Origin of the sequence: Alteromonas lipotrueiana, from assembly GCF_019249245.1 — a bacterium.
Taxonomy (GTDB): domain Bacteria; phylum Pseudomonadota; class Gammaproteobacteria; order Enterobacterales; family Alteromonadaceae; genus Alteromonas; species Alteromonas lipotrueiana.
In genome coordinates this window covers 57,009-83,361 of sequence record NZ_JAESDK010000016.1, presented here as the reverse complement: position 1 = coordinate 83,361, position 26,353 = coordinate 57,009, and the positions used below count along the sequence as shown (strand labels likewise).

Sequence of the window (26,353 nt, the reverse complement as noted above, 5' to 3'; positions counted from 1 at the left end):
TTTCTGGCTATTAGCCCGGCTCTTAATGGCTGATACCGCGATTCGCCTCTGCAACCACGCCCCATCAACTTAATCTCAAAAGCGTGGCCGTGTAGCTATTGGGCCTGCATTAAAACGCAGGCTTTATTCTTATGGGTCAGCCATTACCTTTTGAAGACGAATCTCGAATAGGCAAGACCCAATACACACCCTTGAATTCGGCTACCGGTGTTTGGTCGTCTAAAATATTCACCTGCAGAGTAAAACGGCTCTTTTTATCGCTTTCTACCAAACTGAACTTTCCTTGTAACGATTCAATATTGCAAATGGCTCTGGGTTTCATCGTCACGGGCTTGTGGTAATGAATGTTGCCGTCACCAAGAACAATGTCACCTTGCAGTTTTCGCTCTTTGAGCTGCAAAAAAATAAGGCCCCAGCCGGTTAATGTCGCAAGAGAAAAAATGCTGCCGGCGAACATGGTGCCATGAACATTGATATTCTTATTCAGTGATGCTTTGGTTTCAAGAGTTTTACCGGTGTACTGGCGTAATTTAATGCCCATATGTTCGGTAATAGGAATAGTGTCTGTCCAGGTACTTTGTAATTCTTTGCACCATTCAGGGTGAAGCACCAATGAGTTAAAATCGGTAAGTTTTTTCACCATTTGCTGGCGTCTTAACATCCCCAGCTCGTTGGGGGCTTCTCGTTCTACCACAAATCCACAGGCAGAAAAAAACTCAATAGAGGTTTCGCGGCTATTGGTTACCGCGCGAATAGCTCCTAAGTCACGCGCTACATTTTCCAGTGCACCCAGAATCATTTGGCCTAAACCACGCCGGTGGTAGTCGCCATGCACCGCAATATGACGAATTTGTGCTTCTTCTGCGGTATTCATATGAATACGACCGCAGGCAACAATGTCACCGGCACTATTCACCAGCATTCGGTGAGCGGCGACCTGCTCGTATTCGTCTTTTTCTGAACCAGGGGGGAAATTCCAGGGCTGTCGCAGGTAGGTCCAGCGAAAAGTAAAGTACGCCTCTAATTGCTCTTCTGATTTTGGTGTCACGACTTTAAACACATCAACCCCGGTTATTTTTATTATTCAGCCCCATTTAACCCTAAGGGTTTCATGTCTACAAGCGTTTTAATGAATGGGCTTTAAAGAGTAAACTGAAAAGTGACCGGACCATCGTTGACTAACGAAACCTGCATGTCGGCGCCAAACTCGCCAGTGGCAAAGCGAAGATTACTGTGGGTAAGGGCATCGATGATTTGCTGGTAAATTGCTTTTCCATGCTCGGGGCTGGCCCCGCGTGAAAAGCCCGGACGATTGCCTTTTTGAGTATCAGCCACCAACGTAAACTGAGAAACCAACAAAATCTGCCCATTGACCTGTTGCACATTTAGATTCATTTTACCGTGTTCGTCATTGAACATACGGTAGTTGCCTAATTTTTTAACCAGTTTATCAACCTGCGCAGCGCCGTCGTTTTTTTCAACCCCGAGTAATACCAGCATACCTGCGTCTATGCTTCCCACGGTTTGGGCGTTGGCCTCAACACTGGCTTTGGTTACACGTTGTATTAATGCAATCATCCTATTGCTCCAAGATAGCGGGACATATCCCTGGTTGCCTGACACAAACGTAATGCAACACCCGCTTCGCTGGTGGTGTGACCGGCGTCAGCGACAACATGCAAATCGCTGTTTTTCCAAGATTTGTGTAATTCCCATGCACCGCGGGTCCGGCAAATAACATCATAGCGGCCATGAATGATGGTGCCAGGTAAGTCGCCTATTTTGTGAAGGTTATCAAGAATGTAGTTTTCAGGTAGAAAACAGTTATTTAGCAAGTAATGACATTCCAGCTTTGCTAAACAGGTGACCAGAGAGAGCGGGTAATGTGTGGTCACATCACCCGTACCCGGCGGTAAAGACATTCTGGATAACCGCTCTTCCCATATATACCATCGTTTAAGCGCTTCAAGACGAAGGGTTTCGTCGCTACACTCAAAGCTGCGTTGATACCATTGGCAAATACGTGCGGGCGTTAGTGGAGGGGCAATACCATCCACAAAAATTTCATAATGTTCAGGAAACAACTGCGCGCCGCCGCCTTCAGGACCTAAAAACCAGTCGCGATCTTCCTGACGAGCTAAAAAAACGCCTCGCAGAATCAGACCGGAGACCGTTTCTGGTGCGTCAATAGCAGCCAGCAAAGCTAACGTAGCGCCCCAGGAGCCACCAAACAGAACCCACTTATCAACCTTGAGATGTTGGCGTAAAGCGTTTATATCGCTGAGTGTATCGGCTGTCGTATTTTGCTTGGTACAACCAAAGGGGACAGAGCGTCCGCAGCCACGTTGTTCAAAGCCAATAATCCGATACCGGTTGGCATCAAAAAAACGCCGGTAATTGGGCGACAATCCAGCCCCCGGACCGCCGTGTAAATACAACACCGGAATACCTTCGGGGTTGCCGCTTAGCTCATAATACAGTTTGATGTCATCTTGAGTGTGAAGATAACCGCTCGCGTAACATCCTATGTCAGGATAAAGTCGTTTCATTTTATTTCAGCGCGTTGTTTAACCGTGATTTTTGGTTTAGCTTATTGTTATTCTGTTTTGTCACACCCAGTGAATCGGGATGGCACAGTTTTATAGTACTTTGAAACTACTAAAACACATTTTCACAAAATATTCGAGGAAGTCACTATGTCCGGACAAGGTTCAGGCGGAAATGTTATCGCTGCCCTGTGCAATTTTTTTATCCCCGGGTTGGGCCATTTGGTTCAGGGCAGGGTATTTAAAGCCATTATATTTTTTCTGGTCGTTAGTGCCAGTTATGCCATGGCAGCCACGGTTATATTATTCTTTATGTGGCTGGTAGGCGCTATTTTTCATCTGTGGTCCATTATTGATGCGGCTACTTACAAAGGAGGAAATTAACCTCATGACATTTAAATCATTACTGCTTGGTGCTGCGATATCTTCAACGCTGGTATTGTCAGGTTGTCAGTCAGCGTATTATTCGGCCTGGGAAAAGCTAGGCGTTGAAAAGCGCGATATTATGGTAGACAGGGTAGAGAATGCCAAAGAGTCGCAGGAAGACGCTCAGGAGCAGTTTAGTTCTGCATTAGAAGAGTTTACCGCGCTTATTAATTTTGATGGTGGTGAACTTGAAGATGTTTACAACGATCTTAATGATGAATACCAGTCTAGCCGCTCTGCGGCCGAGGAAGTGTCTTCACGTATCAGCAAAGTACAAAGTGTTGCAGACGACTTGTTTGACGAATGGGAAGATGAACTTGATCAGTATCAAAGTGCATCATTGCGTCGTGAAAGCGAAAATAAATTGCGTGAAACCCGTCGTCGTTATGACAGTATGTTAAAAGCCATGCGTCGCGCCGAGTCTAAAATGGACCCGGTACTGCAGGCTTTGGAAGACAATGTTCTGTATTTAAAGCATAACCTGAATGCCAGTGCGATTGGCGCCCTACAAGGCGAAATTTCACAAATGAAAGGTGACATTAGTTCGTTAATCGCAGACATGAATTCAGCTATTGCTGAGTCTGATGCTTTTATCAAATCGATGAAATAATTGTTACGACCATTGCCCCTGTTAGTCCAGGGGCAAATCGCGTGGTTCCTGTGCGGCTTTTTTCGATTCTAGGGTATCAGTAAGGCTGCAGGTAAACTCAGCGCCAAGTAAGACCACCACCCACGATACATACACCCACAAAAACAATATTGGCAACACTGCTAAAGCTCCGTAAATTACCTGATACGCTGCGAAATTTGTGACATAAAAAGCAAATCCCTTTTTGGTAATTTCAAAACACAATGTCGCCACAATAGCACCAGGCACCGCATAGCGCGCTTTCACCTGGCGGTTAGGCACCAGCATATACAAAATAACAAATGTCAGAAGGGTCGCAATACTTGGTACCAGTTTGAGCATAAAGGTACCCAGCCCGGGAGTGTATTCTTCGGCAAATGCGGCGATACCGGTTAAATACGAGCTGACCACTACACTGGTGCCAATGAGCATGGGTCCTAATGTAATTACCATCCAGTAAATAGCAAACGTATATATAATGGGGCGATCGCTGGGGGTTTTCCAAATTCGGTTGAGGGTTTTATCGACGTTAGAGATAAGCAACAGCGCCACTACTAATAGCGACAATATGCCCACTGCACCCATCTCAGATGCATTGTTCACAAAATCGCTCATGTACTGATACACCACATCGCTGGCGGTAGGTACAAAATTAGAAAATACAAACTGTTCAAGCTTACTGCGTACCGACTTAAAGGCCGGAAAAGCACTCATCACGGTGAACGTTACCATGATAAAAGGCACCAGCGACAGTAAGGTGACATACGTTAAGTGGCCGGCCGATATGGTGATGCTGTCGGCTTTGCAACGGGCTATAAAAATTTTGGCAAAATCTTTACCGTGTCCGAAAGCTATACGCCGTAGTTCGCTGGAAGAATACCTGCCCACTTATTGCTCCTGATGCCGTTAATCTGGCCTCAGTGTAGCGTGAGTTGTGGCAGGCTTACAGTTTTTATACGCCCCAAAACAGAAAAGCCCGGGTTTACCGTAGCCCCAGCATATGGCAAATAGCGTAGCTCAGCTCACTACGGTTTAGTGTGTAGAAGTGAAAATGTTTCACCCCTTCCTTAGCAAGCACTTTAACCTGTTCCATCGCAATATTGGCACCCAGCAGATTACGGGTGGTCTGGTCGTCTTCTGCCAGTCCGTCAAACATTTTATGCATCCATCCGGGCACATGCACATTGGTAAAGTCGGCAAACTTTAATAAGGTCTGATAGTTTGTAACCGGCAAGATCCCCGGCACAATATCAAGGTCGATACCGGTGGCCGCGGCGCGGTCGCGAAAGCGCAAAAAGGTGCTGGTATCAAAGAAAAACTGGGTAATTGCTTCACTTGCGCCTGCTTCTGCCTTGCGCTTAAGGTTAAGCAAATCTGATTGCGGGTTAGCGGCTTCCGGATGCTTTTCAGGGTACGCTGCTACCGATACTTCAAAGTCGGCGACTTCTTTCAATAAAGTCACAAGTTGCGAAGCATACATTTCGGTTTTGTTGGTGCCTGGCGGTAAATCACCGCGCAAGGCCACAATACGGCGAATACCCGAATCCCAATAATCGCGGGCAATTTGTTTTAACTCATCACGACTGGCATCCACACAGGTCAAATGCGGGGCTGCTTCGATGCCGGTTTGTTGGTGAATACGCTTGACTACCTCGTGAGTGCGATCGCGCTCACCACTGTTGGCCCCATAGGTTACCGACATATAGGACGGCTTTAGTGGTGCTAAACGTTCTACCGATTGCCATAGGGTTTGTTCCATCTTTTGTGACTTTGGCGGAAAAAATTCGAACGAAACATTAATATCGCGCAATTCTGACAAAGACTGATTAAGGGCGTCTATCCCTTGTGCATAAGAAACCATGAAACACTCTTTTCGGACGTTTAGACGTCTAAAATAATTAATATATGTCTAGACGTCAAGCGGTTTACACTGCTCAATTGACCTTTTCTGTACAATGTTTAGAATTTACCCTGAAATTATAATAACGAGTAGTCTGAGAGCTTCTAATGGCAAAATGGAACGGAAAGTATATTCACCCCTACGCAGAACACGGTAAAAAGAGCGAACAGGTAAAAAAGGTTACGGTTTCAATACCAATCAATGTGCTTAAAGAGTTGACCGACGAGCGTACCCGGCGACAAATTAATAATCTTCGGCACGCCACTAATTCAGAACTGTTATGTGAGGCGTTTTTACATGCCTTTACCGGCCAGCCTTTGCCTAATGATGATGATCTTCGAAAGGACAACCCGAATCGGGTACCGGCCGAAGCAAGGGGCATTATGGAAGCAATGGGTATCGATCCGTCAATAGAAAACGACGCCTGATAAATTATGGCTCTGGGCCCACTGGGCCCAGTTTTTATTAATTACAACCTTTTAGAAACATCAGTCATCGTTGTAATGAGACGGCAGCGAGTCAAGCCTTGCTACACCAGATTCAATGGCGGCTTTAGCTACTGCAGTAGCGATTCTGGAACATAAGCGCGGGTCCATTGGTTTAGGAATAATATAGTCTTTACCAAAGGTTAATGATTCAGAGTTACTGGCTTTGAGTACTTCTGGCGGTACGTCTTCTTTAGTAATGCTGCGAATAGCTTCGACCGCAGCGACCTTCATTTCATCATTAATTGCACTGGCACGAACATCCAGGGCACCTCTGAAAATAAACGGGAAGCACAACACATTGTTTACCTGATTAGGGTAGTCAGAACGACCGGTGGCCATAATAAGGTCATCACGTACCTCGCGCGCCAGTTCTGGTTTTATTTCGGGATCAGGGTTAGAACAGGCAAATACGACTGGATTGGGTGCCATTAGTTTTAGCGCTTCAGGCGGTAATAAGTCGGGACCAGAGACGCCCACAAAAATATCGGCACCTTCCATCACATCTTCAAGGGTTCGTTTGTCGGTATTATTAGCAAATAACTGTTTATGCTCGGTTAAATCGTCCCGTCGAGTATGAATAACACCTTTGCGGTCAAGCATATAAATGCGTTCGCGCTGGGCACCACATTTTATCAGAAGCTCCATACACGCGACGGCTGCAGCGCCAGCCCCCAGACATACAATTTTGGCCTCTTCAATATTCTTGTTCTGAATTTCTAACGCGTTAAGCATGCCCGCGGCGGTTACAATAGCGGTGCCATGCTGGTCATCATGAAAAACCGGTATTTTACAGCGCTTTTGTAGCTCTTGTTCAATTTCAAAACACTCTGGCGCTTTAATGTCTTCTAAGTTGATGCCTCCGAAGGTATCAGCAATATTCGCCACAGTATTGATAAACTCTTCGGTAGTGCGGTGCTTAACCTCAATATCAATTGCATCGAGCCCGGCGAATCGTTTAAACAGTAACGCTTTACCTTCCATAACCGGTTTAGAGGCCAAAGGTCCCAGATTACCAAGACCCAAAATAGCAGTACCGTTACTGATAACCGCCACCATATTGCCTTTACCCGTATATCGGTAAGCCTCTTCAGGATCATTTGCAATTTCACGTACGGGTTCAGCCACACCCGGACTGTATGCTAAAGCCAGGTCGTCCACCGTTTCAGCGGGTTTTGACAGTTCAACCCGTATTTTTCCCGGGGTGGGTTTAGCATGGTAATCAAGCGCTCTTTGTCTGAAATCTGACATAGGTCAATGTCCTTTTTTGTCTCTGCTGTAGGGTTCTACCGCCGACAGTCTAACAAAGACCATCGTGGCGCGGTTATAAGACGTTATTTGTTGTTTTTGCTACTGTAGCACAGCCGCACAGACCGAACATATCTGATGTCACACCTGTTTTTAATCTAAAAGATAGCGAAGGATAAAGCTATTACCATGCCAGCATAATTACTATTTTTATCATTTATGCTGCTTGTATGTAGGGGCAATGCGAACCCTAAACAAGCGAAGGTAAATTGCGAACCTGATTCAGCCAATCAAACTCTTATAAAGCCCGGGGAGAGCAAGGTAGTGGGGAAAAAAGAACATAAAAAAAGCGCCAAAAGGCGCTTTTTTAGAATTTGTGAACAGGGCTTACTTTTTGCCCAATGCACCAAAACGTTTCTTGAAGCGGTCAACACGACCACCGGTGTCAACGTTACGTTGCTTACCAGTATAGAAAGGGTGACAATTTGAACAAACGTCCAGGTTCAGATCCTTACCTACGGTAGAACGAACTTTGATTTCATTACCACAAGAACAGTTTGCAGTAATTTCAGCGTATTTTGGATGGATATCTTGTTTCATGGGTTACCTCAAAAATAAGGCCGTATCGCTATTTAACCCGAAGTTAAACACCATACGTTACTTAAATAATAACAAAGCCATGGTTGGGCCTTGCTGTAAAGAGCCGCGCATATTAATGTATGACGCAGTACTAATCAAGTAGCTGCCTGTAAAAAGGCGTTTAAAAAATCACCTCCGAAGTTTTCTGCAGGCGTCGCGGATTTTATGACCACCGTTTATATTGATGTTGCTGTACCGGTGCCGTTGCGCCAGATATTTACCTACACTTTCGACACGAGCCTGCCGGCTGGCGTGCGTGTAAGTGTGCCATTTGGTAAACGCCACTTGGTGGGAGTGGTCGTTGGCCAACATAGTACGGTGACAGACACGGCGCGTCTGAAAGCCATTAGCAAAGTTTTAGACTCTGAACCGGTTTTAAACGAGGTCTCGCTTAGTCTGTGTCGCTGGCTGTGGCAATACTATCACCATGCACCGGGCGAAGTACTGCACACTGCCTTACCGGTAAAGCTGCGTAAGGGCGAGTCGGCGCAGCGAAGTACACAAGCGTGGTATCAGGTGAGCGCAAAAGGGGCGCAGTTTAGCACTGACGAATTAGCCCGGGCACCGCGACAAAAGTTATGTTTAGAACAATTGCAAAATGCACCTGAAACTGCCAGCCACCTGAAGAGCAGGTTTTCGGCGGCTATTTTAAAGGCGCTGGAAGAGCGAGGCCTGATTGAACCTTTCACTCAAATTCAATCGTCAAACCCCCAGGCCTGGCTCAATTCGATGCAAATAAGCGAAAAGCCTCGCCCTGATGCCGAACAGGCGGTGGCTATTGCCGCTATAAATCAACGGGCGGGGCAATTTGCCCCATTTTTGCTGGAAGGGGTGACCGGCAGCGGAAAGACCGAAGTTTATCTGCAAGCCATTGAAACCACATTGAGCGCAGGACGTCAGGTCTTAATTTTGGTGCCCGAAATTGGTCTGACGCCGCAAACAGTAAGCCGCTTTGAACAACGCTTTGGTATTGAAGTGGCGGTGCTGCATTCGCAAATTACCGATACCACAAGAGTGGCTATCTGGCAGCAGGCTCGTGAAGGCGAGCTGGGTATTATTATTGGCACTCGTTCTGCCATCTTCACCCCGCTGAAATATCCGGGCATGTTGATTGTAGATGAAGAACATGATGAGTCATTTAAACAGCAGGATGGGTTGCGATATCATGCGCGTGATTTAGCCGTAATGCGCGCCCGCAAAGAAAATATACCGCTGGTATTGGGCAGCGCCACGCCCTCGCTCGAAACACTGAACAATGCGCTTGGCAAACGTTATCAGCACCTGCAGCTGACCCAGCGCGCTGCCGGTGCAGCCGCGACAATGCAGCATTTACTTGATGTTCGGGACCAGCCTATGCGTTTTGGACTGGCCGAAGGCACGCTGGCCCTGATGCGTCAACATCTAAGTAAAGGCAATCAGGTGCTGGTGTTTGTTAACCGGCGTGGTTATGCGCCAGCACTACTATGTCACCATTGTGGTTATACCGAGACGTGTCAGCGCTGTGAGCGGCCCTACACCGTGCACCGATTACATCAGCGCTTACAGTGCCACCATTGCGCCAGCACCCGGCCCATGCCTCATACGTGTCAAAGCTGTGGTGCGAAAGACCTGGTAACCGCCGGTGTAGGTACCGAACAACTTGAACAGGGGCTTAGCCAGCTATTTCCTGATGCTGCTCAGGTTCGCATAGACAGCGATTCGGTACGTGGAAAAGATAAACTGCAAACCATATTGAATAAAATCAATCATCAGCAGTATCAGCTGCTTATTGGCACCCAAATTTTATCCAAAGGACATCACTTTCCCCATGTTACGCTGGTGGTGGTACTTGATTGTGATGGCGCCTTATTTAGCGCTGATTTCAGAGCGCCGGAAAAATTAGCACAATTGGTTACCCAACTGGCTGGACGTGCCGGGCGGGCCAGCAAGCCTGGGGAGATGTGGCTGCAAACTCATAACCCGGGCCATCCACTGCTTCAGGATTTGGTGAACAACGGCTATGCGCACTTTGCTCGCCATGCCTTACTTGAACGTAAAATGGCCCAGCTTCCACCCTACAGCGCACAAGTGGTCATTCGGGCTGAGGCCATCGACGCAGCGCTGGCCTGGCGTTTTTTAAGTCAGGCTCAATCTGCTCTAGCCACCGACACGCTGGAATTGATCGGACCTATGCCCGGGCTTATCGAAAAGCGCCAGGGCCGGTTTCGGTTTATGCTAGTGCTGCAATCTGCCCGGCGTCAGCAATTGCACGAACACCTGAGGCTGGCGTTACCGCACTTAAGTGCGCTGCCCGACGCATCTAAAGTCCGCTGGTCGTGCGATGTCGATCCCACCGATTTTAGTTAACGTTAAGCCGCTTTATTTGTAGAGTTTAGCCAAACGTCTAATTTACAGGCAGCAATTAGTTGCGGTTTTGGGTTACACTTATGTTTTCGTGCGCAGCAACCCGTTGTTGCATTAACCAAGGGATATGAGTGCCGGTTTATGGCTCAACGTGATTATGTTTCTCGCGGTCGTGGTTCCCAGGGCCCCAATAAAAAAAATAATAAGAAACCCAGTCGTCGCCCGCAAACGAAAGGGCCAAAAACACCACGGGCCGGCCGGCTGGCCGCCGGAGTTGTGTTTTTTCTGGTGCTGGGTTTTATCTGGTTTTTATGGTCGATTAAAGACAGTGCCGAAGAGCAAGTGGACGGGCCGGTTTCTGCCCCCTCTGCGGTAAAACAAGAAGACGAATTACCGGAGATGCCTGAAGAAGAGTGGGAGTATATTAAATCGCTTCCGGGCTACGAGGTCGAGGTAGAAGTAGCCCGGCAAGAAAAGTCAGACAAATTATACCTGCTCCAGTGCGGCTCTTTCAGAACTCGCCCCCAGGCAGAAGAAATGAAAGCCAAAATTGCGTTTCAGGGACTTGAAGCCCAAATACGCGACAGCAGCGGCAGTAATGGTAACTGGTTTCGGGTTATCTTAGGGCCACTGCAAACCAAACGCGATGCGGAACGTGCTAAGCACACGCTCCGCAAAATCAATATTACCACGTGCATCATATTGACCTGGTCGGTATAGATTCGCTTAACATTGCCTGTTCAATAGTCATCTGACCGCCTATTAAGCAGGCAATGCCTTACCTAAGCCTTGAAATTTATAGGCCATCCCCCACTTAGTTATCATCTAGTTAAATTGCGTTGCCTGAAACACGGCAAACTCGCCCAACCAACGGGGATAACAGTGACAACAATCGTATCAGTAAGACGAAATAATCAGGTAGTAATGGCTGGTGATGGTCAGGTTTCTTTGGGCAATACGGTGATGAAAGGAAATGCTCGAAAAGTTCGTCGGCTTTACAACGACAAAGTACTGGCTGGTTTTGCTGGTGGTACTGCCGATGCGTTTACCTTGTTCGAACGGTTTGAATCTAAATTAGAAACGCATCAGGGGCATCTTACCCGAGCTGCGGTCGAGCTTGCTAAAGACTGGCGCACCGACCGTGCCTTGCGTCGCCTTGAAGCGCTGCTTGCGGTAGCAGATGAAACCGCCTCGCTTATCATTACCGGCAATGGGGATGTGGTGCAACCAGAACAAGATCTGATTGCCATAGGTTCAGGCGGCCCCTACGCCCAGTCGGCGGCTACCGCGCTGCTAGGAAACAGTGAGCTTAGCGCGAAAGAAATTGCTGAAAAAAGCCTGACGATAGCCGGTGATATATGCGTTTTCACCAACCACAATCAGGCTGTTGAAGTTCTCGATTACTAGGTTCGCTACTTACACATATTCAATGCTGGTTTGTGTAAACAGACCGGCTTTTTAAAAAAGGTTTATTCATGTCTGAGATGACTCCCAGAGAAATTGTCCACGAGCTGGACAACCATATTATTGGCCAAAAAGATGCGAAGCGTGCAGTCTCTATTGCTTTGCGTAACCGCTGGCGCCGTATGCAATTACCTGATGAACTACGTCAGGAAGTAACCCCCAAAAATATTCTGATGATTGGACCTACCGGTGTGGGTAAAACTGAAATTGCCCGTCGGCTTGCAAAACTGGCCAATGCGCCGTTTATTAAGGTTGAAGCCACTAAGTTCACTGAGGTGGGTTATGTAGGCAAAGAAGTCGAAACTATTATTCGCGATCTGGTCGACATTGCGGTGAAGATGACCAAAGAGCAGGAAATGACCAAAGTACGGTACCGCGCTGAAGAAGCCGCTGAAGATCGTATTTTAGATGTATTACTGCCACCACCAGAAGACAAGTGGGGCAAAAAGGAAGATGTTGAAGACCGCGGTACACGTCAGAACTTTCGTAAAAAACTGCGTCAGGGCGAGCTTGACGATAAAGAAATTGAGATTGATTTAGCGCAGTCGCAAATGGGTGTTGAAATTATGGCGCCCCCTGGCATGGAAGAGATGACCAACCAGCTGCAGGGTATGTTCCAGAATTTGTCGGGGTCGCAAACTACCAAAAAGAAAAAAATGAAAATTAAGGATGCGTTTAAAGCCTTAATTGAGGAAGAAGCGGCCCGGCTGGTAAATCAGGAAGACTTAAAAGAAAAAGCAATTGAGTCAGTCGAACAGCACGGTATTGTATTTGTTGATGAAATTGACAAAATTTGTAAGCGCGAAGGTAATAATTCAGGCGATGTGTCGCGTGAAGGGGTACAACGAGACCTGCTGCCATTGGTAGAAGGTTCTACGGTATCCACTAAGCACGGTATGGTGCGCACTGACCACATGTTGTTTATCGCCTCGGGTGCGTTTCAAATGAGCAAGCCCTCTGACCTTATCCCTGAGTTGCAGGGGCGTCTACCGATACGTGTTGAATTGTCTGCACTGAAGGTTGAAGACTTTAAACGTATTTTAACCGAACCCAATGCATCGTTGTGTGAACAATACTGCGCATTGATGAAAACTGAAGGCGTTACCATCAACTTTGTCGAGTCAGGAATTCAGCGAATTGCCGAAGCAGCCTGGCAGGTTAATGAGCGCATAGAAAACATCGGCGCCCGCCGTCTGCACACGGTATTGGAGCGTTTAATGGAAGATATCTCTTACGAGGCGTCAGAAAAAAGCGGCGAGTCGTACACCATTGATGCCGACTACGTCAATGAGCACCTGGATACCCTGGTAGACAACGAAGATCTTAGTCGTTTTATTTTATAATAAAGACTAAGCTGATATGACCTGAAGCCGCTGAACCTACAGCGGCTTTTTTATGCCATTGAACATAGTCGTCTGGAAAGAGTGGCGGCAATAGGCAACTGGCTCATTGCCTCAAAGTACTCAAATCGCGGCGCCGGGTTTATTTCTAAAAAATAATAGCGGCCGTACTCATCAAGTCGCCAGTCGATGGCGCCCCAGCGCATACCAAGCTTTTGCATAAGATTACGTGCTCGCTGCGCCTGTTGGTCAGGAAGCATGTGAGGTAGATAGCGGGTGTATAAGTCTTCGCGAAAATCGACATAAGCTGACTGTAACTCGCCGCTAAAGCAGTAGTTATCAATAAAATAGCTACGTATATTAGTGCCGCCTATATATTGCTGAAGAGTTTTGGGTTCATCATAGCCGTCACAAAGCGCATCTATAGCATGTTGATCGTTGTGGTTCAGACGATAAGTAAATCGGCCGCCATGTACCGGCTTAACTGCTACCTGAGTGTGTTTGTGCAAAAACAGGCGTAGTTGGTCTGGATGATTACCAATACAGGTTTCTGGGATCAATAACTCACATTGCGCTGCAGCCGCTAACTGCCAAGGCTTACATTTGTGTGAGCGTATAACTGCTACACTGTTGAACCATCGAATATGAGGCTGTAGCAACAGCACTTCTAACAAGCTGTATTTATCATTGTGCTTTTGTGATGAAGCCGTAGTGTCACCATTATTGCTTGTGAACGGATAAAGGTGATCCCAAAATACGCTGTGAATCTGACTAAATGCAATATCTTCATTATGAATGTGCAGATACCCTTGTGCTGTTACCGGGTCCCAGCTGATAAAATTATCGCTGCCAAAGCACCGGGTATCTAATAACAGTATGCGATGGGTATGCTGGCTCAGGTGTGACATCAAATGCTGAACTTCAGAGGTTTTTATTGCGCCTAAAATTAATACAGTATGAAGCATAAATTATTGCGTCCGGAAGTTGATAAAAAACGACGTCTTGCAACGCCGTTTATCCTGATATTACCAAAACACAGGGTCGGGCAGGTTGCCTCCATCTTCACCCAAAGCCTGAGTAAACTCGGGCCGGGGCTTCACAGTAACAAAAGGCGTCCCTTCATCACCTAAAGCCTGGGTACCGGCGCCGGCTACCTGAACCAGTAAAGCAGGCGCAAGCTGATTGTTTGATGTAGTGTTGGAACAATTTTGATGGTTTTTATTCATGATCTTTCCTTGATTTTTAGAGGTTGGCTGCGGTATTCACAGCCATAGGGATATGTATCAGCCATTCGCTACCGTGGTTTCTTTAGGCTGATACAAATAACGGAAATAACTGGCCATTAAGGCTGACCGATTACGAATTTCCAATTTTCGGTAAATATTAGCGCAGTGAAATTTCACTGTTCGTTCGCTAATAAACAAATGCGCCGCAATACTTTTATTAGATAATCCTTCAAGTATTTTTAATGCGACCTGGTGTTCGCGTTTTGACAGGCTTGATAAACGAATGTGGTAACTACAGGTGTTGGTGATGCTAGTCATGTGTCTCTCCTTGAGACGGGGTTAAGGGCACAAATACATCCTGCTCAGTATTGGCCACTTGGGTCAGGCTACCGTTTTCCAGGATAAAAATTGCATCAGCCAGAGCAATAGTTTGCGGCCGGTGAGCAACGATAATTCGGGTTATAGACATGGCTTTGAGATGTTGATTAATACGGGCTTCATTGGCTAAATCCAGATGGCTGCTTGCTTCATCCAGAAATAATATTGCGGGCTGGCGATACAGGGCACGGGCCAAAAACAACCTTTGTAACTGGCCACCACTAAGCGCGCTGCCCATATCGCCCACCAGGGTTTGATATTGCATCGGCATGCGTTCAATTTCTTGATCCAGGCAGGCCATATGCGCAGCCTGGCGAAGACGGGCCATATCTGGGCTATCATCAAAACCGGTAATGTTGTCCAGAAGTGTTCCATTTAAGCAGGTATCGTCTTGTAACACCGCGGCGCTCACTTTTCGAAAGCTCACGCTGCTATGCACCGCTTGTCCTGCGTAATGAACAGTGCCTTCATCGGGCTTTACCAAGCCCATAAGACACTTTAGAAAGGTGCTTTTGCCGGCTCCGCTAGGGCCAATAATGGCAATGGTTTGCCCGGCAGCAATGGTCATATTAATATTTTGGAACAACGGCGCACTTAAGGCGCTAAAGCGATAGGTCAATTGGGTCACACACAGGGCCGCGGGGGTATGTGGCGAGCTGGTGTTGTCGTAATTAAGTGTTTCGGGCTGGCTGAAAACCAGATCTGAAAGACGGTCCAGATGTACGCGAAGTAGTTTTAGCTGAATGAGCTGAGTAATTAAATTATCGCAGGCACTGGTAAATTGGGTTTTGTAGCTAATAAAAGCGTAAAGCATTCCTACTGTAAAAACATTGCCCATGACCGCCTGAGCGCCAAGGTAGATAACGAGGAGGTTTTGCATCCCGAAAATCACCTGATTAGCACCAGAAAGTATAATGTCGGTTTTGCCCAGTCGAATATCTGTATTGATCACCTTAACCAAAAGATTTTGCCACTGATTGTGACGAAGGGCCTGATAGTTGAATTGTTTAACCGCCTGTATTGAACGAATCGTTTCTAAAAAGTGACCTTGTTCGGTCGCACTATGATGCAAGCGCTCGGCACTGATATTTTTGATTCGTCCAAACGTTAACCAGCGCAGCACGATATACAAACCCACACTAATTACGACAACCACCGTTAAAGTGGGCGAGTAAAGCCACATAACTATCAGCATCACCAGGGTCATTAATCCATCCAGCAGCGCAGTAACCAGGCCGGTGGTAAGTTGTTCACGCACATGGGCCAGACAACCAAAGCGCGATACAACATCGCCCAGATGACGACGGCTAAAAAAGTCGGCAGGCAGGTGCAGTAAGTGGTGAAAAAGATTGGCCGACATCTGGCCTTGCAAGCGACTGGACAGCGACAATATCAGCCACTTCCGTACACCGGTGGTGGCGCTTTCAATTAGCAGTAACAAACCGAAACCCAACGCCAGTATGGTTAGCAAATGATCGGAGTGGCGCAAAAGAACATCGTCCACCACTGTTTGCATGTAGTAAGGGCTTGCTAAAGCGAACAGCTGTAACAGTACTGATAAGGTAAACAAAATAGAGAGGCTACGCTTAAGCCCACTGGCACGTTGCCAAAAATGGCTCAAGGTCAAGCGTGGGGCCGTCTCAGGAGCCTGATAAGTTCCAGCGTAATTCAGCTCTAAAGCTACTCCGGTAAGATGCGAGTCGGCTTGTGCGTACGTTAAAAAACGCTGTCCGGTTGCTGGGTCGTTAATGTAAATGCCGAGTCGGGTTACCTGGGTCAAAACTACAAAATGCTGCATATCCCAGTGTAATATGGCCGGTAAACTTAGCTCTTTGAGCTGCTCGGGCTCAATTTTTAAAGCTCGCGCACTTAAATTGATCTGCGCAGCGACGGCCATTAAATCTTTTAACGTTAACCCGCGGCCCGATGCTCCAAAGCGCTGACGTAGCACCGCCAGATCTATGGTATTGCCAAAGTGCTGGCTCACCATGCACAAACAGGCTAGTCCGCATTCGGCCATCTCTGCCTGAAAAATTTGCGGTACTTTGCACTTGGCCGACCAACGAGCTTGTAAGGGCAGGGTTAATAAAGCGTTCATGCTGTGACCCTGCCGGATAAAGACAACAAAGGTTCTAATAGCCATTCAAGCAAACTGCGTTCGCCCAGGGATATATCGGCAGTGAAAGTCATTCCCGACTTTAGCGCGACCGAGCTTCCGTAGGCGTTGAGCTGCTGTTCATCCAGGGTGGCTTCGGCCATATAAACCGGCTCCTGAAGGGGCGCTGCTCCCGCTTCAATATCGCCGGGCAACATAGCGGCGCTTGATAGCGTCGTTATTACCGCTTGGTGTAAGCCAAACTTTTGATACGGATAAGCATCGTAACGTATGGCCAATTGCTGACCTTGCTGCACAAACCCGGCAGCACTAACCGGAATCGCAAATCGCGCCCGAACATGCTGGTCAAGCGGTTCCAGGGTTAATAAAGGTTTGTCTGGAGACGGTGAGTGTCCAACCGTTGCCATGACGTTGCTAACCACACCGGAGCGACTGGCGCGCAGCACCCGCTGTGATTGTGACTGTAAGGTGACCAGCTGTTGGCGAATTTCGCTGCGGCGCTGGTTTAGTGCCGATAGCGCGTTTTTTTGCTCTAAAGGTAGAGTTTGCAAGGCCTGTTGCTGTTGCGTTATCGAATAGGTGATGGCTGCCAAAGCTTGTTGTTTGTCGCCCTGGGCCTGTTGCGCGGAAAGCTGCCGGGCATAGGCGGTATCAACTTCGCGCGCGGCAATATGAGTACCTTTTAGTGGCTCGAGTCTTAAGTACTGAGCCTCGGCTAAACTAAGTTGCGTTTGGGCTAATCTACATAGCTGTAGCATGCGCTGTTCATCAGCCGTTAACGCGGTAATATTTTGTTGAATACTCTTTTTATTACGCTCGAAGAGAGCTTTTGTCTGCGCTATTTGCTGAGTGAGTTCACGCAATTGCTGTTGATATTCAAACTCTAGTGACTGCTGGGCGACCCGGCCATCGGATAAACTATGATGCAGAGACATTGCTACCAGTACATCGCCGCGACTAACTTGCTGGCCTTCTTTTACCAGTACCGCTTTAATGGTGCTGCCAGATTGGTCAGGATAAACTTTGATAATGCCGGTCGGGGGCTCTAGCCAACCTCTTACGGTAGCTTGTCGGCTGTACTGCGCATTACTCAGGTAGATAACCGCCGTGGCGCTCCACACCACTATTGCTGTAGCAATAAGGCCGAGTTTAATTGAGGGTTGTATGAATACACTGCCATGTAATCTTGGGCCCTGTGCAGCCAAAGCCTGGGGTCTGAACAATCCGTTTCTCATTATTATTCTCAAAATCCGTGAAAGCCAAATGTTGCCTCAGGCAGATTTGTCAAACAGCACAGCGTCATATTCCCTATGACAGTTTGGTCTCCATGGCATCTTATTCTCCGTGATACCTGCCTGCCCAACTGTGCTATTTGCAAACCGGCTACCTTTTCATACAGCGAATCAATCCGTGACGTGAAAAGTAGCGTTCCCTGACTGTGTCATTGGTGTTAACTGACGATAAAAAGATTACTCAAAGCGGTAGGGAGCTGCTTTTATAGGCAGGACTAACTGCTCTAAAGCCCGCATAAAGCTTGACGATGTCCGAATAATGATAAGAATGGCCGAAAATTAATGGTTAGGGTTAAAGAGGGTGTACGAAGAGCCAGGGGCGCCCGGTATCAAAAATGTGAACCAGAGAACCACAGCCTGAGCCAAATGAGAAAGGCAATGATAAAAATATTGATGATGTTATGACTTGAATAAAGAAAGCGGCAGTTAAGGGTTAACTGCCGCGAAGGTTTTACTTATGTTGCCAGTGATATTTATGTGTTTTTTGTTCAAGCGCCTGGCTGGTTGATTCAGGCATAAAGGTTTTATTGTCATTTTCAAAGAAAAACGGTTGGCGAGTGGTATTTTTACCCAGCTCGTTCATCGTTGCAGCTTCAAAAATGCGCCCGTTCAGCACGGTATATTCGACATACTCACTACGCTTGAGGTCACTTAGTACATCGCCGTCAATTACTACCATATCAGCCAGTTTGCCCTTTTCAATGCTACCGATGTCGCCAGCCATCCCCAAATGACGGGCACCATCAATGGTGGCGGCACGCAGTGCCTCAAAGGGCGTAAAACCGCCTTGCTCCATCAACCACATCTCCCAATGTGCCGCCAGACCTTCACGCTGGCCATGGGCACCAATATGCACACTTACCCCATTATCACGCAGGGTTTTCGCGTACTGGGCCACGGCCTGATGGTTGTATTCGCTGTCAGGGGCCGTTGGCCGACGAATGGCCCGTGAGTCGAGTAAAAACGAGGGAGTATAACGTAGCAAACGTGGATTCTTCCACACCTCGGTACGATCGTACATATACTCTTCACCCATCATGCCGCCATAAGACACCACAAAGGTAGGTGTGTAGCCAAACTCGGTGGCTTTCCATAGCTGGGTTACATCACTGTACCCGCGCTCAATGGGTAAACTATGCTCTAGCCCGGTATGACCATCTACCAACATTGACAGGTTTTGCTGTAGCTTACCTCCGCCTTCAGGTACAACCATCATTTCCTGCTTACTGGCGGCCCACAACACTTGCTGACGCTGACTTCGGGCTGGCTGGTTGTAGCTCTTGACCGAAATTGCACCGGCTTCTTTTAACCTTTGTACATGAAAGTAAGCATCATCATAGTTATTGATAATAGCTTTATAACCCAGAGCTTCGGCGCCGTATAATATGGCCCCGGTAGAGTAAATACGGGGGGCGACGATATCGCCACTACGCTGTAGTTCGGCTGCAGCGAATACTTCGGTGGTGTCGTTAGACGGATCGTGAATGGTGGTTACCCCAAAGGCAACATTTGAATACTGACTCCAGTTTTGTTGCGGGATAATTTCATTTCGTCCCTGTGAACCATGGGCGTGCGCATCAACAAACCCCGGAACAATTGTTTTGCCGGTAGTATCGACCCGCATTGCATCATCTGGAATGCTCACCTGGTCGCGCTTACCCACCTCAACAATGCGGTTATCTTTGATAATAATCACACCGTCTTCAATGACTTCTTCACCGTTATCAGCGTTACGCATAGTCACCACTTTACCGCCCACCAACGCTTTGAGCCCTGAAGGTTTGTCTGTTTCGGCTTTAAACGATAAATTGGTGACTGAGTTTTCGGCTAACTCTGCAGCTTTGTCTTCTTTAGCTTGTAAAGCCTGATTAATGTTTTGTTCATAGTAATACGGCCCATGAAACCAGCCTATCGCACTGCTGTCTGGCTGCCAGGTAAAATATTCGCCCGCCCGGTTCGACAACTGAGTCACCGGTAACGAGGTCATATCAGGACCTAATGTTACCTTTTTGCCGTTATCAATGTATGGCGCGATATAGGTTTTGAACTGATGTACAAAGGCTACCCATTTTTTATCAGGGGAGAGCCGGTATTCACTGATTTTATCAGCCCCGTATAAATGAACGCGCTTGTCATTGCCTGATAAATTAACACTGCTTAACTGGGTTTCAGGGTAGGGGGTTCCGCCAACCGATTCAGTAAAGTACACACGGTTATTATCACCGGCGAAATGCGCATTATGGCCTGAGGCAGTAATTTTGGTATGCGTGTCAGACTCAAGATCGGCAATATACAGCCCAGGTTCAAGCGAATACTTAGGATCTAACAAGTAGCCGCCCGAGAATTTACGGTAAACCACCAGTTTGTCATCACCAGAAAAGGCAGGCTCTATGAAATGCCCCGGCGTCTTTGTAATTACCTTACTATTGCTGCCATCGGCATCAACAATGCGAACCTCGCCCAGGTTCTGATCATCCCAGGTGGTATAAACAATTTTTTTGCCGTCGTTAGAATAACGCGGATAATACTCATCATGCTCGTTTTGGCTGGTTAAACGCGTCGCCTTGCCGGTTTTTTTGTCTTTGATATACAGTTTACCTAATGCCTGAAACAGCATGGTTTTACCATCGGGTGACTGTTGCGACCAACGAATCATTTTTACATCAAATTGGTCGGGCGCTACCTCTACCTTATAACGAAGCGCATCGGCATATTTCTTAGTCGCATTGACGGTAATTTCAATATCCTGGATTTTCTGACTGGCCACATCAATTTTGTGAAAGGTACCGCCGGTCCAGTAGACTAACGCACTTGAGTCAGGCAGCCAGTCAAAGTAAGCGTAGTACCCTTCAGAGCCAAACCCTTCTTGCATATCGCGTTCTAAATCTAATGTCAGTGGTTTTTCTTCGCCGGTAGTCAGGTCTTTTAAAAACAAACCTGTATTGCTTTTTACCCGACGAATAAACGCAATGTATTTGCCGTCAGGCGAGGGTGTGGGAACCACTGCGCCCCCGGTACCACTGATAAACCGCGTCTCTTCACCAGTTTCGCGGTCAAAACGAGTGATGGCAAAAATACCTTTCAACGGATCGCGGTTGTATTCAAATTGTGCGCCTGGCACGGTGTTTTCGGTGTAATAGAGATAGTTGCCGTCGTGAGAAAATACCGGGTCGGCAATATTTTGCTGGTCAGCATCGCCGTTAACCCGCGCTTTTATCTGCAGACCGTCACCGCCGTCTACGTGATACATCCAGATCTCACCAGCAGGAATACTGCGGCTAGACATAATGCCCTTGGTTGCGACCAGATACTGACCGTCCGGGCTCCACTTGGGCGAGTGCACCAAATTGCTTTTTTCCTGAGAAACCTGACGCAAATTGCCGCCATTGGCATCCATCACCCAAACATTTGATATACCACCGCGATCAGAGATAAACGCAATTTTGCTGCCATCAGGTGAGATAGCCGGTTCAATATTCCAGGCAAAATCTGCGGTCAGAGCTTTGGCTTTGCCGCCAGCTAAAGGCACCTGATATATATCGCCTAACATATCAAACACCATGTACTTGCCATCGGGAGATACCGAAAGGCTCGACCAGGTGGTCTGATTGGTAGAAATAGTGACTTCGTTTAAATCGAAGGGAGGATCGGTTACGTCCCAGGCAGGTTGGTCAGAATCAGAAGCCGCCTGAGCGGCTCCACTTATTAATAAGCCTAAAGCAGAAGCCAGCAGAGTGCGGCGAAAAGGCATGGTCATGTGTGTTAACCCTGTATGTTATTATTGTCAAAACTAATAACTTATCTGCTATCTGTGCGTAATGCAAAAGACAAAGCCAGGGGGGAGTGTAAAGCTGAGATACCAACCTGTCGCCACCCCTTGATGAATAGCGACAGGCATACCCACTTACGTCATGGTGACAAACTCTTCAGCGCTGGTGGGGTGAATGGCCACACAAGCATCAAAGTCGGCTTTTGTGGCGCCCATTTTCATCGCCACGGCGAAGCCCTGAAGAATTTCGTCCATGCCATGCCCAATACCATGCAGACCAACCACCTTTTCTTCTTCACCCACACAGACCAGCTTCATTTTAGTGGGCTGACGGTGACGGGTAACAGCGGTGAACATGGCCGAAAAAGCCGTGGTATAGACCTTTACATCTTCCTGGTACTGCTCGCGCGCCTCGGCTTCGGTCAGTCCGATAGTCCCAATAGCAGGGTGCGAAAAGACCACCGTAGGAATGAGGTTATAATCCAAATGCGCGTCTTTTTGACCGTTAAATAAGCGTTCGCTTAGTAATCGCCCAGCTTTAATTGCCACCGGAGTCAATTCAACCTGGCCGGTAATATCACCAATGGCATAAATGCCTTCAGCACGGGTATTCTGATATTTATCTACATCAATATAGCCACGGTCATCCAGCGCTACTGAAGTATTCTCCAACGCCAGTTTGTCGGTGCTGGGTACACGTCCGATAGCCCATATCAGGCAATCGGTAACAATCGTTTCACCGCTGATGAGTTTAATTTCCAGCTCGCCATTATCCAGCTTTTCAACTTTTTGAACTCCGGATTGTTTATGCAGTTTTGGACCTTCGTTTTCAATGACCTCTACCAATGTTTCATGGATAATAGGATCGAAGTGACGCAAAGGCGCATCGTGACGTATGACCAAGTCGGTTTTTGTACCAAGGCTGTGTAAAACCCCGGCAAGTTCTACCGCAATATAACCAGCGCCAACGACTACAGCGCGTTCGGGTTGTTGCTCCAGGTCAAAGAAACCATCTGAATCAATACCATGTTCAGCGCCAGGGATATCTGGTAACCGAGGATGACCGCCTACGGCTACGGTGATGTGTGGTGCCCGGTACTGCTCACCGTTTACCTCAATAGTATTGTCATCAACAAACTTCGCATAACCCTGAACTAAGGTAATATCGTTAGCAGCCAGTACTTTGTCGTACGAAGCATGAATACGTTGAATGTATGCACGGCGGTTAGCGACCATCACCGGCCAGTTAAATTTGTTTAACGTAACGTCAAAACCGTAATCTTCCGAATATCGATTAATAGCTTCGGCAACATTAGCCCCAAACCACATGGCTTTTTTAGGGACGCACCCTACATTCACACAAGTGCCACCAACCAGGTTGCCTTCAATCATGGCTACTTTTTGGCCATGTTTTGCAGCGCGGTTTGCCGACGCAATCCCTCCGCTACCGCCGCCAATACAAATATAATCAAATTCTTTCATGAGATTCCTGTTTTACTCAGGGTGGGTCAAACAAATAGTCTGGCACGATTAGATACAGTACTCAAAATATCTGTACGAACAATAATTAATACACATTATCGGGTGGTTACGCAGCAGCTTTGATATTGGGTCTTTGAAGATGCAGACAAGCTTAGCCAGACACTCATTCTACCCGGTTTGCAAGTTACGCCTTGTTTTTGTGACTGGGCAGCCCTACATTCTTGTCATATCTACGAACAAAAAGTGAGAGTCTAATGACACAACCAGCCATTGAAAAAGTTGACGGATTACCTGTTTTTTCTCAAATAACCCCTGAACAGATAAAACCCGCAATTGAACAGGCTATTGCCAATTGTAAAAAAACGATTGATGAGGTTGTCAGCTCTAAAGACGACAGTTATGCAAACGTGGTATTGCGTGTAGAAGAGGCGGATGATCGGTTAAGCAAAATGTGGTCCCCAGTGTCACATATGAATTCAGTGGTCAGCAGCGATGAACTGCGTGAAGCTCACGATAGCTGCTTGCCGCTGCTTTCTGAGTACGGCACCTGGGTTGGCCAGCACGAAGGCTTGTTTGATGCCTATACCCGTTTGCGCAAAAGCGATGAATTTGAAAATCTGGATGAACAACGTCAAAAATACATTGATAACACCATTCGCGACTTTACGTTGTCAGGGGTAGCGTTGCCAGCGGAACAAAAAAAACGCTATGCGCAGATAAGTGCCCGGTTGTCAGAGTTATCCTCTACGTTCAGCAACAATGTTATGGACGCCACAATGGGGTGGACCAAACATGTTACCGACCAGGATGAGCTGGCGGGTATGCCTGAATCAGCACTGGCAGCGGCAGCGCAAGCCGCGAAGCAAAAAGAATTGGATGGCTGGTTGTTTACCCTGGATATCCCTTCGTATTTGCCGGTAATGTTGTATGCCGATAACCGCGCGCTACGCGAACAAATGTACCGGGCGTTTGCAACCCGGGCTTCAGATCAGGGGCCTAATGCAGGCAAGTGGGACAACACCGCTATTATTCAAGAAATTTTAGCCCTGCGCACCGAGTCTGCCAAAATGTTGGGCTTTAATAATTATGCTGAAAGCTCATTAGCCACCAAAATGGCCAGCTCTACCGAACAGGTCACAGGCTTTTTAGAGGATTTGGCGACGCGTTCTTTGCCTCAGGCTCAGGCCGATTTAGACGAAGTAAAACAATATGCTGCGCAGCAGCACCAGGTCGAGGCACTAGAAGCCTGGGATGTACCGTATTACAGCGAAAAGCTAAAGCAGGAGAAATACACGATTTCAGATGAAATGCTGCGTCCGTATTTTCCTGAAGAACGAGTATTGCACGGCTTGTTTGAAACGGTTCAGCGGTTGTATGGTTTGAAAATTATCGAGCAGCCGGGTATTGATACCTGGCACGATGATGTGCGCTATTTTACGATCACCGATAACGCCGATGCATTGCGCGGCAGTTTCTATCTTGATCTGTACGCCCGGGCTAATAAACGAGGCGGTGCCTGGATGGACGAATGCCGGGTGCGTCGCGAACAAAAAGACGGTGAGATGCAGTTGCCGGTGGCTTATCTGACCTGTAACTTCAACGGACCGGTTGGCGATACCCCTGCGCTGTTTACTCATGACGAAGTCGTCACTTTATTTCATGAGTTCGGACACGGGCTGCATCATATGCTCACCAAAATGACCGTGGCCGGGGTGTCAGGAGTTAATGGCGTGCCGTGGGACGCGGTAGAGCTGCCGAGTCAATTTTTAGAAAACTGGTGTTGGGAAGAAGAAGCGCTTAATTTCATTTCCGGGCATTATGAAACCGGCGATCCGCTGCCTGAAGAATTACTGGATCGGATGCTTGCTGCCAGAGACTTTCAGTCGGCAATGCAGATGGTTCGTCAGCTAGAGTTCAGTTTGTTTGACTTCAATTTACATCAGCAAGAAGGTGAGCAGGTTGATGTGCAGGCTGAACTGGACAAAGTACGCCAGAAAGTCGCAGTTATTGTGCCGCCTGAGTTTAATCGTTTTCAAAATAGCTTTGGGCATATCTTTGCGGGTGGCTATGCAGCAGGGTATTACAGCTACAAATGGGCTGAAGTGCTCTCGGCAGATGCTTTTAGTAAATTTGAAGAGGACGGTATTTTTAACCGCGATACCGGCAAGGCCTTTTTACATAATATTCTGGAGATGGGCGGCAGTCGCGAACCAATGGACTTGTTTGTGGCGTTTCGTGGACGCGAGCCGAATGTCGAAGCGCTATTACGTCACAGTGGCATTAAAGCGGCATGAGCGTAGAGTCTTTTGAGGTAATTTACCGGCGCGCCTGTGAACGCAAAGGTGGCAAAGCGGGTCTGGAGCGGCTTCTTAGCCAGCCGCTTTCCGCGGCGCAGGTAGCGGGTATACCCGACGACCGGTTTTTATCTGCAATGACCAAAAAGGTATTTCAGTCAGGGTTTGTATGGCGGGTCATTGAACAAAAATGGCCCGCTTTCGAAGACACTTTTTTTGGCTTCGATGTAGAAAAGGTGCTGTTAATGCCCGATGAAATGCTTGAACAAAAAGCCACCGACAAGCGCATAGTCAGAAACTATAAAAAGGTAATGACGGTGCGCGCCAATGCCTTGATGATTGCGGATGTGCGTCACGAGCACGGTAGTTTCGGAAAGTTTGTTGCTGGCTTTAAGGCTGCTGAAATTACTCAATTGTGGTTAAGGCTAAAACAGCATGGCGCCCGGCTAGGTGGAAATACCGGGCCTTACATGTTGCGTGCCTTAGGCGTAGATACCTTTTTGTTGTCGCAAGATAACGAAGATTATTTGCGCAAGCACGAGGTGTTTGATGGCGGAATAAGCAGCAAACGTAGTCTGGCCGCTATTAATAATCAGTTCGACAACTGGCATCAGGAGAGCGGCCGCTCGCTTACACAAATTAGCCAGATTCTGTCTTATAGCTGGGGTACAAACCGGGCTAATCGCTAACAGGTAAAGCCGATGTTGTATTTTGGGCCTTGTTCTTTGCCACAGTGTCATCGGGTTAGTTAGCAGGAATTTAACCCTAAATGGCTGT

At 47.5% G+C, this 26,353-nt stretch carries 23 protein-coding genes; 9 read left to right on the top strand and 14 right to left on the bottom strand.

Features of this window, described 5'->3' with window-relative positions; genetic code table 11:
* Positions 1-136 precede the first annotated feature (136 nt).
* From JK130_RS11720 to pip, 3 genes are all read right to left on the bottom strand, one after another.
* Positions 137-1,060 (bottom strand): bifunctional GNAT family N-acetyltransferase/hotdog fold thioesterase, encoded by a 924-nt coding sequence (locus JK130_RS11720; protein WP_218354512.1) that lies wholly within the window; start codon positions 1,058-1,060, stop codon positions 137-139.
* Between the two features lie 80 nt (positions 1,061-1,140).
* Entirely contained in the window at positions 1,141-1,578 is a 438-nt protein-coding gene (gene dtd / locus JK130_RS11715) for a D-aminoacyl-tRNA deacylase (RefSeq protein ID WP_218354511.1), read from the bottom strand.
* Positions 1,575-2,549, bottom strand: coding sequence for a prolyl aminopeptidase (pip, locus tag JK130_RS11710; RefSeq protein ID WP_218354510.1), 975 nt, complete (start codon positions 2,547-2,549; stop codon positions 1,575-1,577). The genes dtd and pip overlap by 4 nt, the downstream gene beginning before the upstream one ends.
* Positions 2,550-2,696: 147 nt before the next feature.
* Here pip and JK130_RS11705 point away from each other — a divergent pair, with 147 nt between their 5' ends.
* Together JK130_RS11705 and JK130_RS11700 are read left to right on the top strand one after the other, a co-directional pair.
* Positions 2,697-2,930, top strand: coding sequence for a DUF6677 family protein (locus tag JK130_RS11705; protein ID WP_218354509.1), 234 nt, complete (start codon positions 2,697-2,699; stop codon positions 2,928-2,930).
* 4 nt (positions 2,931-2,934) lie between these two features.
* Positions 2,935-3,582 (top strand): DUF2959 domain-containing protein, encoded by a 648-nt coding sequence (locus JK130_RS11700; RefSeq protein ID WP_218354508.1) that lies wholly within the window; start codon positions 2,935-2,937, stop codon positions 3,580-3,582.
* A 21-nt stretch (positions 3,583-3,603) separates the two neighbouring features.
* Here the strand turns inward: JK130_RS11700 and JK130_RS11695 are convergent, their stop codons facing one another.
* On the bottom strand, positions 3,604-4,488 hold the full coding sequence (locus JK130_RS11695; protein WP_218354507.1) for a virulence factor BrkB family protein: 885 nt from the start codon (positions 4,486-4,488) through the stop codon (positions 3,604-3,606).
* 94 nt (positions 4,489-4,582) lie between these two features.
* The gene (gene metF, locus JK130_RS11690) at positions 4,583-5,461 is read right to left on the bottom strand and encodes a methylenetetrahydrofolate reductase (RefSeq protein WP_218354506.1); all 879 of its coding nucleotides are present in this window, start codon (positions 5,459-5,461) and stop codon (positions 4,583-4,585) included.
* A 146-nt stretch (positions 5,462-5,607) separates the two neighbouring features.
* Between metF and metJ the strand changes: the two genes are divergently transcribed.
* A complete protein-coding gene (gene metJ / locus JK130_RS11685; RefSeq protein WP_218354505.1) occupies positions 5,608-5,928 on the top strand; it encodes a met regulon transcriptional regulator MetJ in 321 nt (106 codons plus the stop codon).
* Between the two features lie 60 nt (positions 5,929-5,988).
* Here metJ and JK130_RS11680 read toward each other — a convergent pair whose 3' ends face one another.
* Both JK130_RS11680 and rpmE read right to left on the bottom strand, forming a co-directional pair.
* A complete protein-coding gene (locus JK130_RS11680; protein WP_218354504.1) occupies positions 5,989-7,236 on the bottom strand; it encodes a malic enzyme-like NAD(P)-binding protein in 1,248 nt (415 codons plus the stop codon).
* 384 nt (positions 7,237-7,620) lie between these two features.
* Positions 7,621-7,833, bottom strand: a complete 213-nt coding sequence (gene rpmE, locus JK130_RS11675) for a 50S ribosomal protein L31 (RefSeq protein ID WP_218354503.1) — start codon at positions 7,831-7,833, stop codon at positions 7,621-7,623.
* 204 nt (positions 7,834-8,037) lie between these two features.
* Here rpmE and priA point away from each other — a divergent pair, with 204 nt between their 5' ends.
* The 4 genes from priA (at position 8,038) to hslU (ending at position 13,022) form a co-directional block, all read left to right on the top strand.
* Positions 8,038-10,218, top strand: coding sequence for a primosomal protein N' (gene priA, locus JK130_RS11670; RefSeq protein WP_218354502.1), 2,181 nt, complete (start codon positions 8,038-8,040; stop codon positions 10,216-10,218).
* Positions 10,219-10,356: 138 nt separating this feature from the next.
* On the top strand, positions 10,357-10,935 hold the full coding sequence (locus tag JK130_RS11665) for an SPOR domain-containing protein (RefSeq protein ID WP_218354501.1): 579 nt from the start codon (positions 10,357-10,359) through the stop codon (positions 10,933-10,935).
* Positions 10,936-11,097: 162 nt separating this feature from the next.
* Positions 11,098-11,622 (top strand): ATP-dependent protease subunit HslV, encoded by a 525-nt coding sequence (hslV, locus tag JK130_RS11660; protein ID WP_218354500.1) that lies wholly within the window; start codon positions 11,098-11,100, stop codon positions 11,620-11,622.
* Between the two features lie 68 nt (positions 11,623-11,690).
* Entirely contained in the window at positions 11,691-13,022 is a 1,332-nt protein-coding gene (gene hslU, locus JK130_RS11655) for an ATP-dependent protease ATPase subunit HslU (protein WP_218354499.1), read from the top strand.
* Between the two features lie 50 nt (positions 13,023-13,072).
* Here hslU and JK130_RS11650 read toward each other — a convergent pair whose 3' ends face one another.
* From JK130_RS11650 to gorA, 7 genes are all read right to left on the bottom strand, one after another.
* Positions 13,073-13,984, bottom strand: coding sequence for an ATP-grasp domain-containing protein (locus JK130_RS11650; RefSeq protein WP_218354498.1), 912 nt, complete (start codon positions 13,982-13,984; stop codon positions 13,073-13,075).
* A 60-nt stretch (positions 13,985-14,044) separates the two neighbouring features.
* On the bottom strand, positions 14,045-14,245 hold the full coding sequence (locus JK130_RS11645; protein ID WP_218354497.1) for a hypothetical protein: 201 nt from the start codon (positions 14,243-14,245) through the stop codon (positions 14,045-14,047).
* A 57-nt stretch (positions 14,246-14,302) separates the two neighbouring features.
* Positions 14,303-14,563, bottom strand: a complete 261-nt coding sequence (locus tag JK130_RS11640) for a helix-turn-helix domain-containing protein (RefSeq protein ID WP_218354496.1) — start codon at positions 14,561-14,563, stop codon at positions 14,303-14,305.
* Positions 14,556-16,721, bottom strand: a complete 2,166-nt coding sequence (locus JK130_RS11635) for a peptidase domain-containing ABC transporter (RefSeq protein ID WP_218354495.1) — start codon at positions 16,719-16,721, stop codon at positions 14,556-14,558. Before JK130_RS11635 ends, JK130_RS11640 begins: the two co-directional genes overlap by 8 nt.
* On the bottom strand, positions 16,718-17,974 hold the full coding sequence (locus JK130_RS11630) for an HlyD family secretion protein (RefSeq protein ID WP_218354494.1): 1,257 nt from the start codon (positions 17,972-17,974) through the stop codon (positions 16,718-16,720). The genes JK130_RS11635 and JK130_RS11630 overlap by 4 nt, the downstream gene beginning before the upstream one ends.
* A 508-nt stretch (positions 17,975-18,482) precedes the next feature.
* Positions 18,483-21,782 (bottom strand): amidohydrolase family protein, encoded by a 3,300-nt coding sequence (locus JK130_RS11625; RefSeq protein WP_218354535.1) that lies wholly within the window; start codon positions 21,780-21,782, stop codon positions 18,483-18,485.
* Positions 21,783-21,935: 153 nt separating this feature from the next.
* The gene (gorA, locus tag JK130_RS11620; protein ID WP_218354493.1) at positions 21,936-23,282 is read right to left on the bottom strand and encodes a glutathione-disulfide reductase; all 1,347 of its coding nucleotides are present in this window, start codon (positions 23,280-23,282) and stop codon (positions 21,936-21,938) included.
* A 254-nt stretch (positions 23,283-23,536) separates the two neighbouring features.
* Between gorA and prlC the strand changes: the two genes are divergently transcribed.
* Entirely contained in the window at positions 23,537-25,576 is a 2,040-nt protein-coding gene (prlC, locus tag JK130_RS11615; protein WP_218354492.1) for an oligopeptidase A, read from the top strand.
* Positions 25,573-26,265, top strand: coding sequence for a DNA-3-methyladenine glycosylase I (locus tag JK130_RS11610; RefSeq protein ID WP_218354491.1), 693 nt, complete (start codon positions 25,573-25,575; stop codon positions 26,263-26,265). The genes prlC and JK130_RS11610 overlap by 4 nt, the downstream gene beginning before the upstream one ends.
* The last annotated feature ends 88 nt before the right edge of the window (positions 26,266-26,353 follow it).

What these genes read in the sequence shown, in the direction of transcription:
- JK130_RS11610 (WP_218354491.1), top strand. Translation starts at nt 25,573, where the DNA reads ATGAGCGTAGAGTCTTTTGAGGTAATTTACCGGCGCGCCTGTGAACGC.
- JK130_RS11650 (WP_218354498.1), bottom strand. Translation starts at nt 13,984, where the DNA reads ATGCTTCATACTGTATTAATTTTAGGCGCAATAAAAACCTCTGAAGTT.
- metJ (WP_218354505.1), top strand. Translation starts at nt 5,608, where the DNA reads ATGGCAAAATGGAACGGAAAGTATATTCACCCCTACGCAGAACACGGT.
- JK130_RS11640 (WP_218354496.1), bottom strand. Translation starts at nt 14,563, where the DNA reads ATGACTAGCATCACCAACACCTGTAGTTACCACATTCGTTTATCAAGC.
- JK130_RS11630 (WP_218354494.1), bottom strand. Translation starts at nt 17,974, where the DNA reads ATGAGAAACGGATTGTTCAGACCCCAGGCTTTGGCTGCACAGGGCCCA.
- JK130_RS11680 (WP_218354504.1), bottom strand. Translation starts at nt 7,236, where the DNA reads ATGTCAGATTTCAGACAAAGAGCGCTTGATTACCATGCTAAACCCACC.
- hslU (WP_218354499.1), top strand. Translation starts at nt 11,691, where the DNA reads ATGTCTGAGATGACTCCCAGAGAAATTGTCCACGAGCTGGACAACCAT.
- pip (WP_218354510.1), bottom strand. Translation starts at nt 2,549, where the DNA reads ATGAAACGACTTTATCCTGACATAGGATGTTACGCGAGCGGTTATCTT.
- JK130_RS11645 (WP_218354497.1), bottom strand. Translation starts at nt 14,245, where the DNA reads ATGAATAAAAACCATCAAAATTGTTCCAACACTACATCAAACAATCAG.
- rpmE (WP_218354503.1), bottom strand. Translation starts at nt 7,833, where the DNA reads ATGAAACAAGATATCCATCCAAAATACGCTGAAATTACTGCAAACTGT.
- gorA (WP_218354493.1), bottom strand. Translation starts at nt 23,282, where the DNA reads ATGAAAGAATTTGATTATATTTGTATTGGCGGCGGTAGCGGAGGGATT.
- JK130_RS11665 (WP_218354501.1), top strand. Translation starts at nt 10,357, where the DNA reads ATGGCTCAACGTGATTATGTTTCTCGCGGTCGTGGTTCCCAGGGCCCC.
- JK130_RS11705 (WP_218354509.1), top strand. Translation starts at nt 2,697, where the DNA reads ATGTCCGGACAAGGTTCAGGCGGAAATGTTATCGCTGCCCTGTGCAAT.
- dtd (WP_218354511.1), bottom strand. Translation starts at nt 1,578, where the DNA reads ATGATTGCATTAATACAACGTGTAACCAAAGCCAGTGTTGAGGCCAAC.
- JK130_RS11635 (WP_218354495.1), bottom strand. Translation starts at nt 16,721, where the DNA reads ATGAACGCTTTATTAACCCTGCCCTTACAAGCTCGTTGGTCGGCCAAG.
- JK130_RS11625 (WP_218354535.1), bottom strand. Translation starts at nt 21,782, where the DNA reads ATGCCTTTTCGCCGCACTCTGCTGGCTTCTGCTTTAGGCTTATTAATA.
- priA (WP_218354502.1), top strand. Translation starts at nt 8,038, where the DNA reads ATGACCACCGTTTATATTGATGTTGCTGTACCGGTGCCGTTGCGCCAG.
- JK130_RS11700 (WP_218354508.1), top strand. Translation starts at nt 2,935, where the DNA reads ATGACATTTAAATCATTACTGCTTGGTGCTGCGATATCTTCAACGCTG.
- prlC (WP_218354492.1), top strand. Translation starts at nt 23,537, where the DNA reads ATGACACAACCAGCCATTGAAAAAGTTGACGGATTACCTGTTTTTTCT.
- metF (WP_218354506.1), bottom strand. Translation starts at nt 5,461, where the DNA reads ATGGTTTCTTATGCACAAGGGATAGACGCCCTTAATCAGTCTTTGTCA.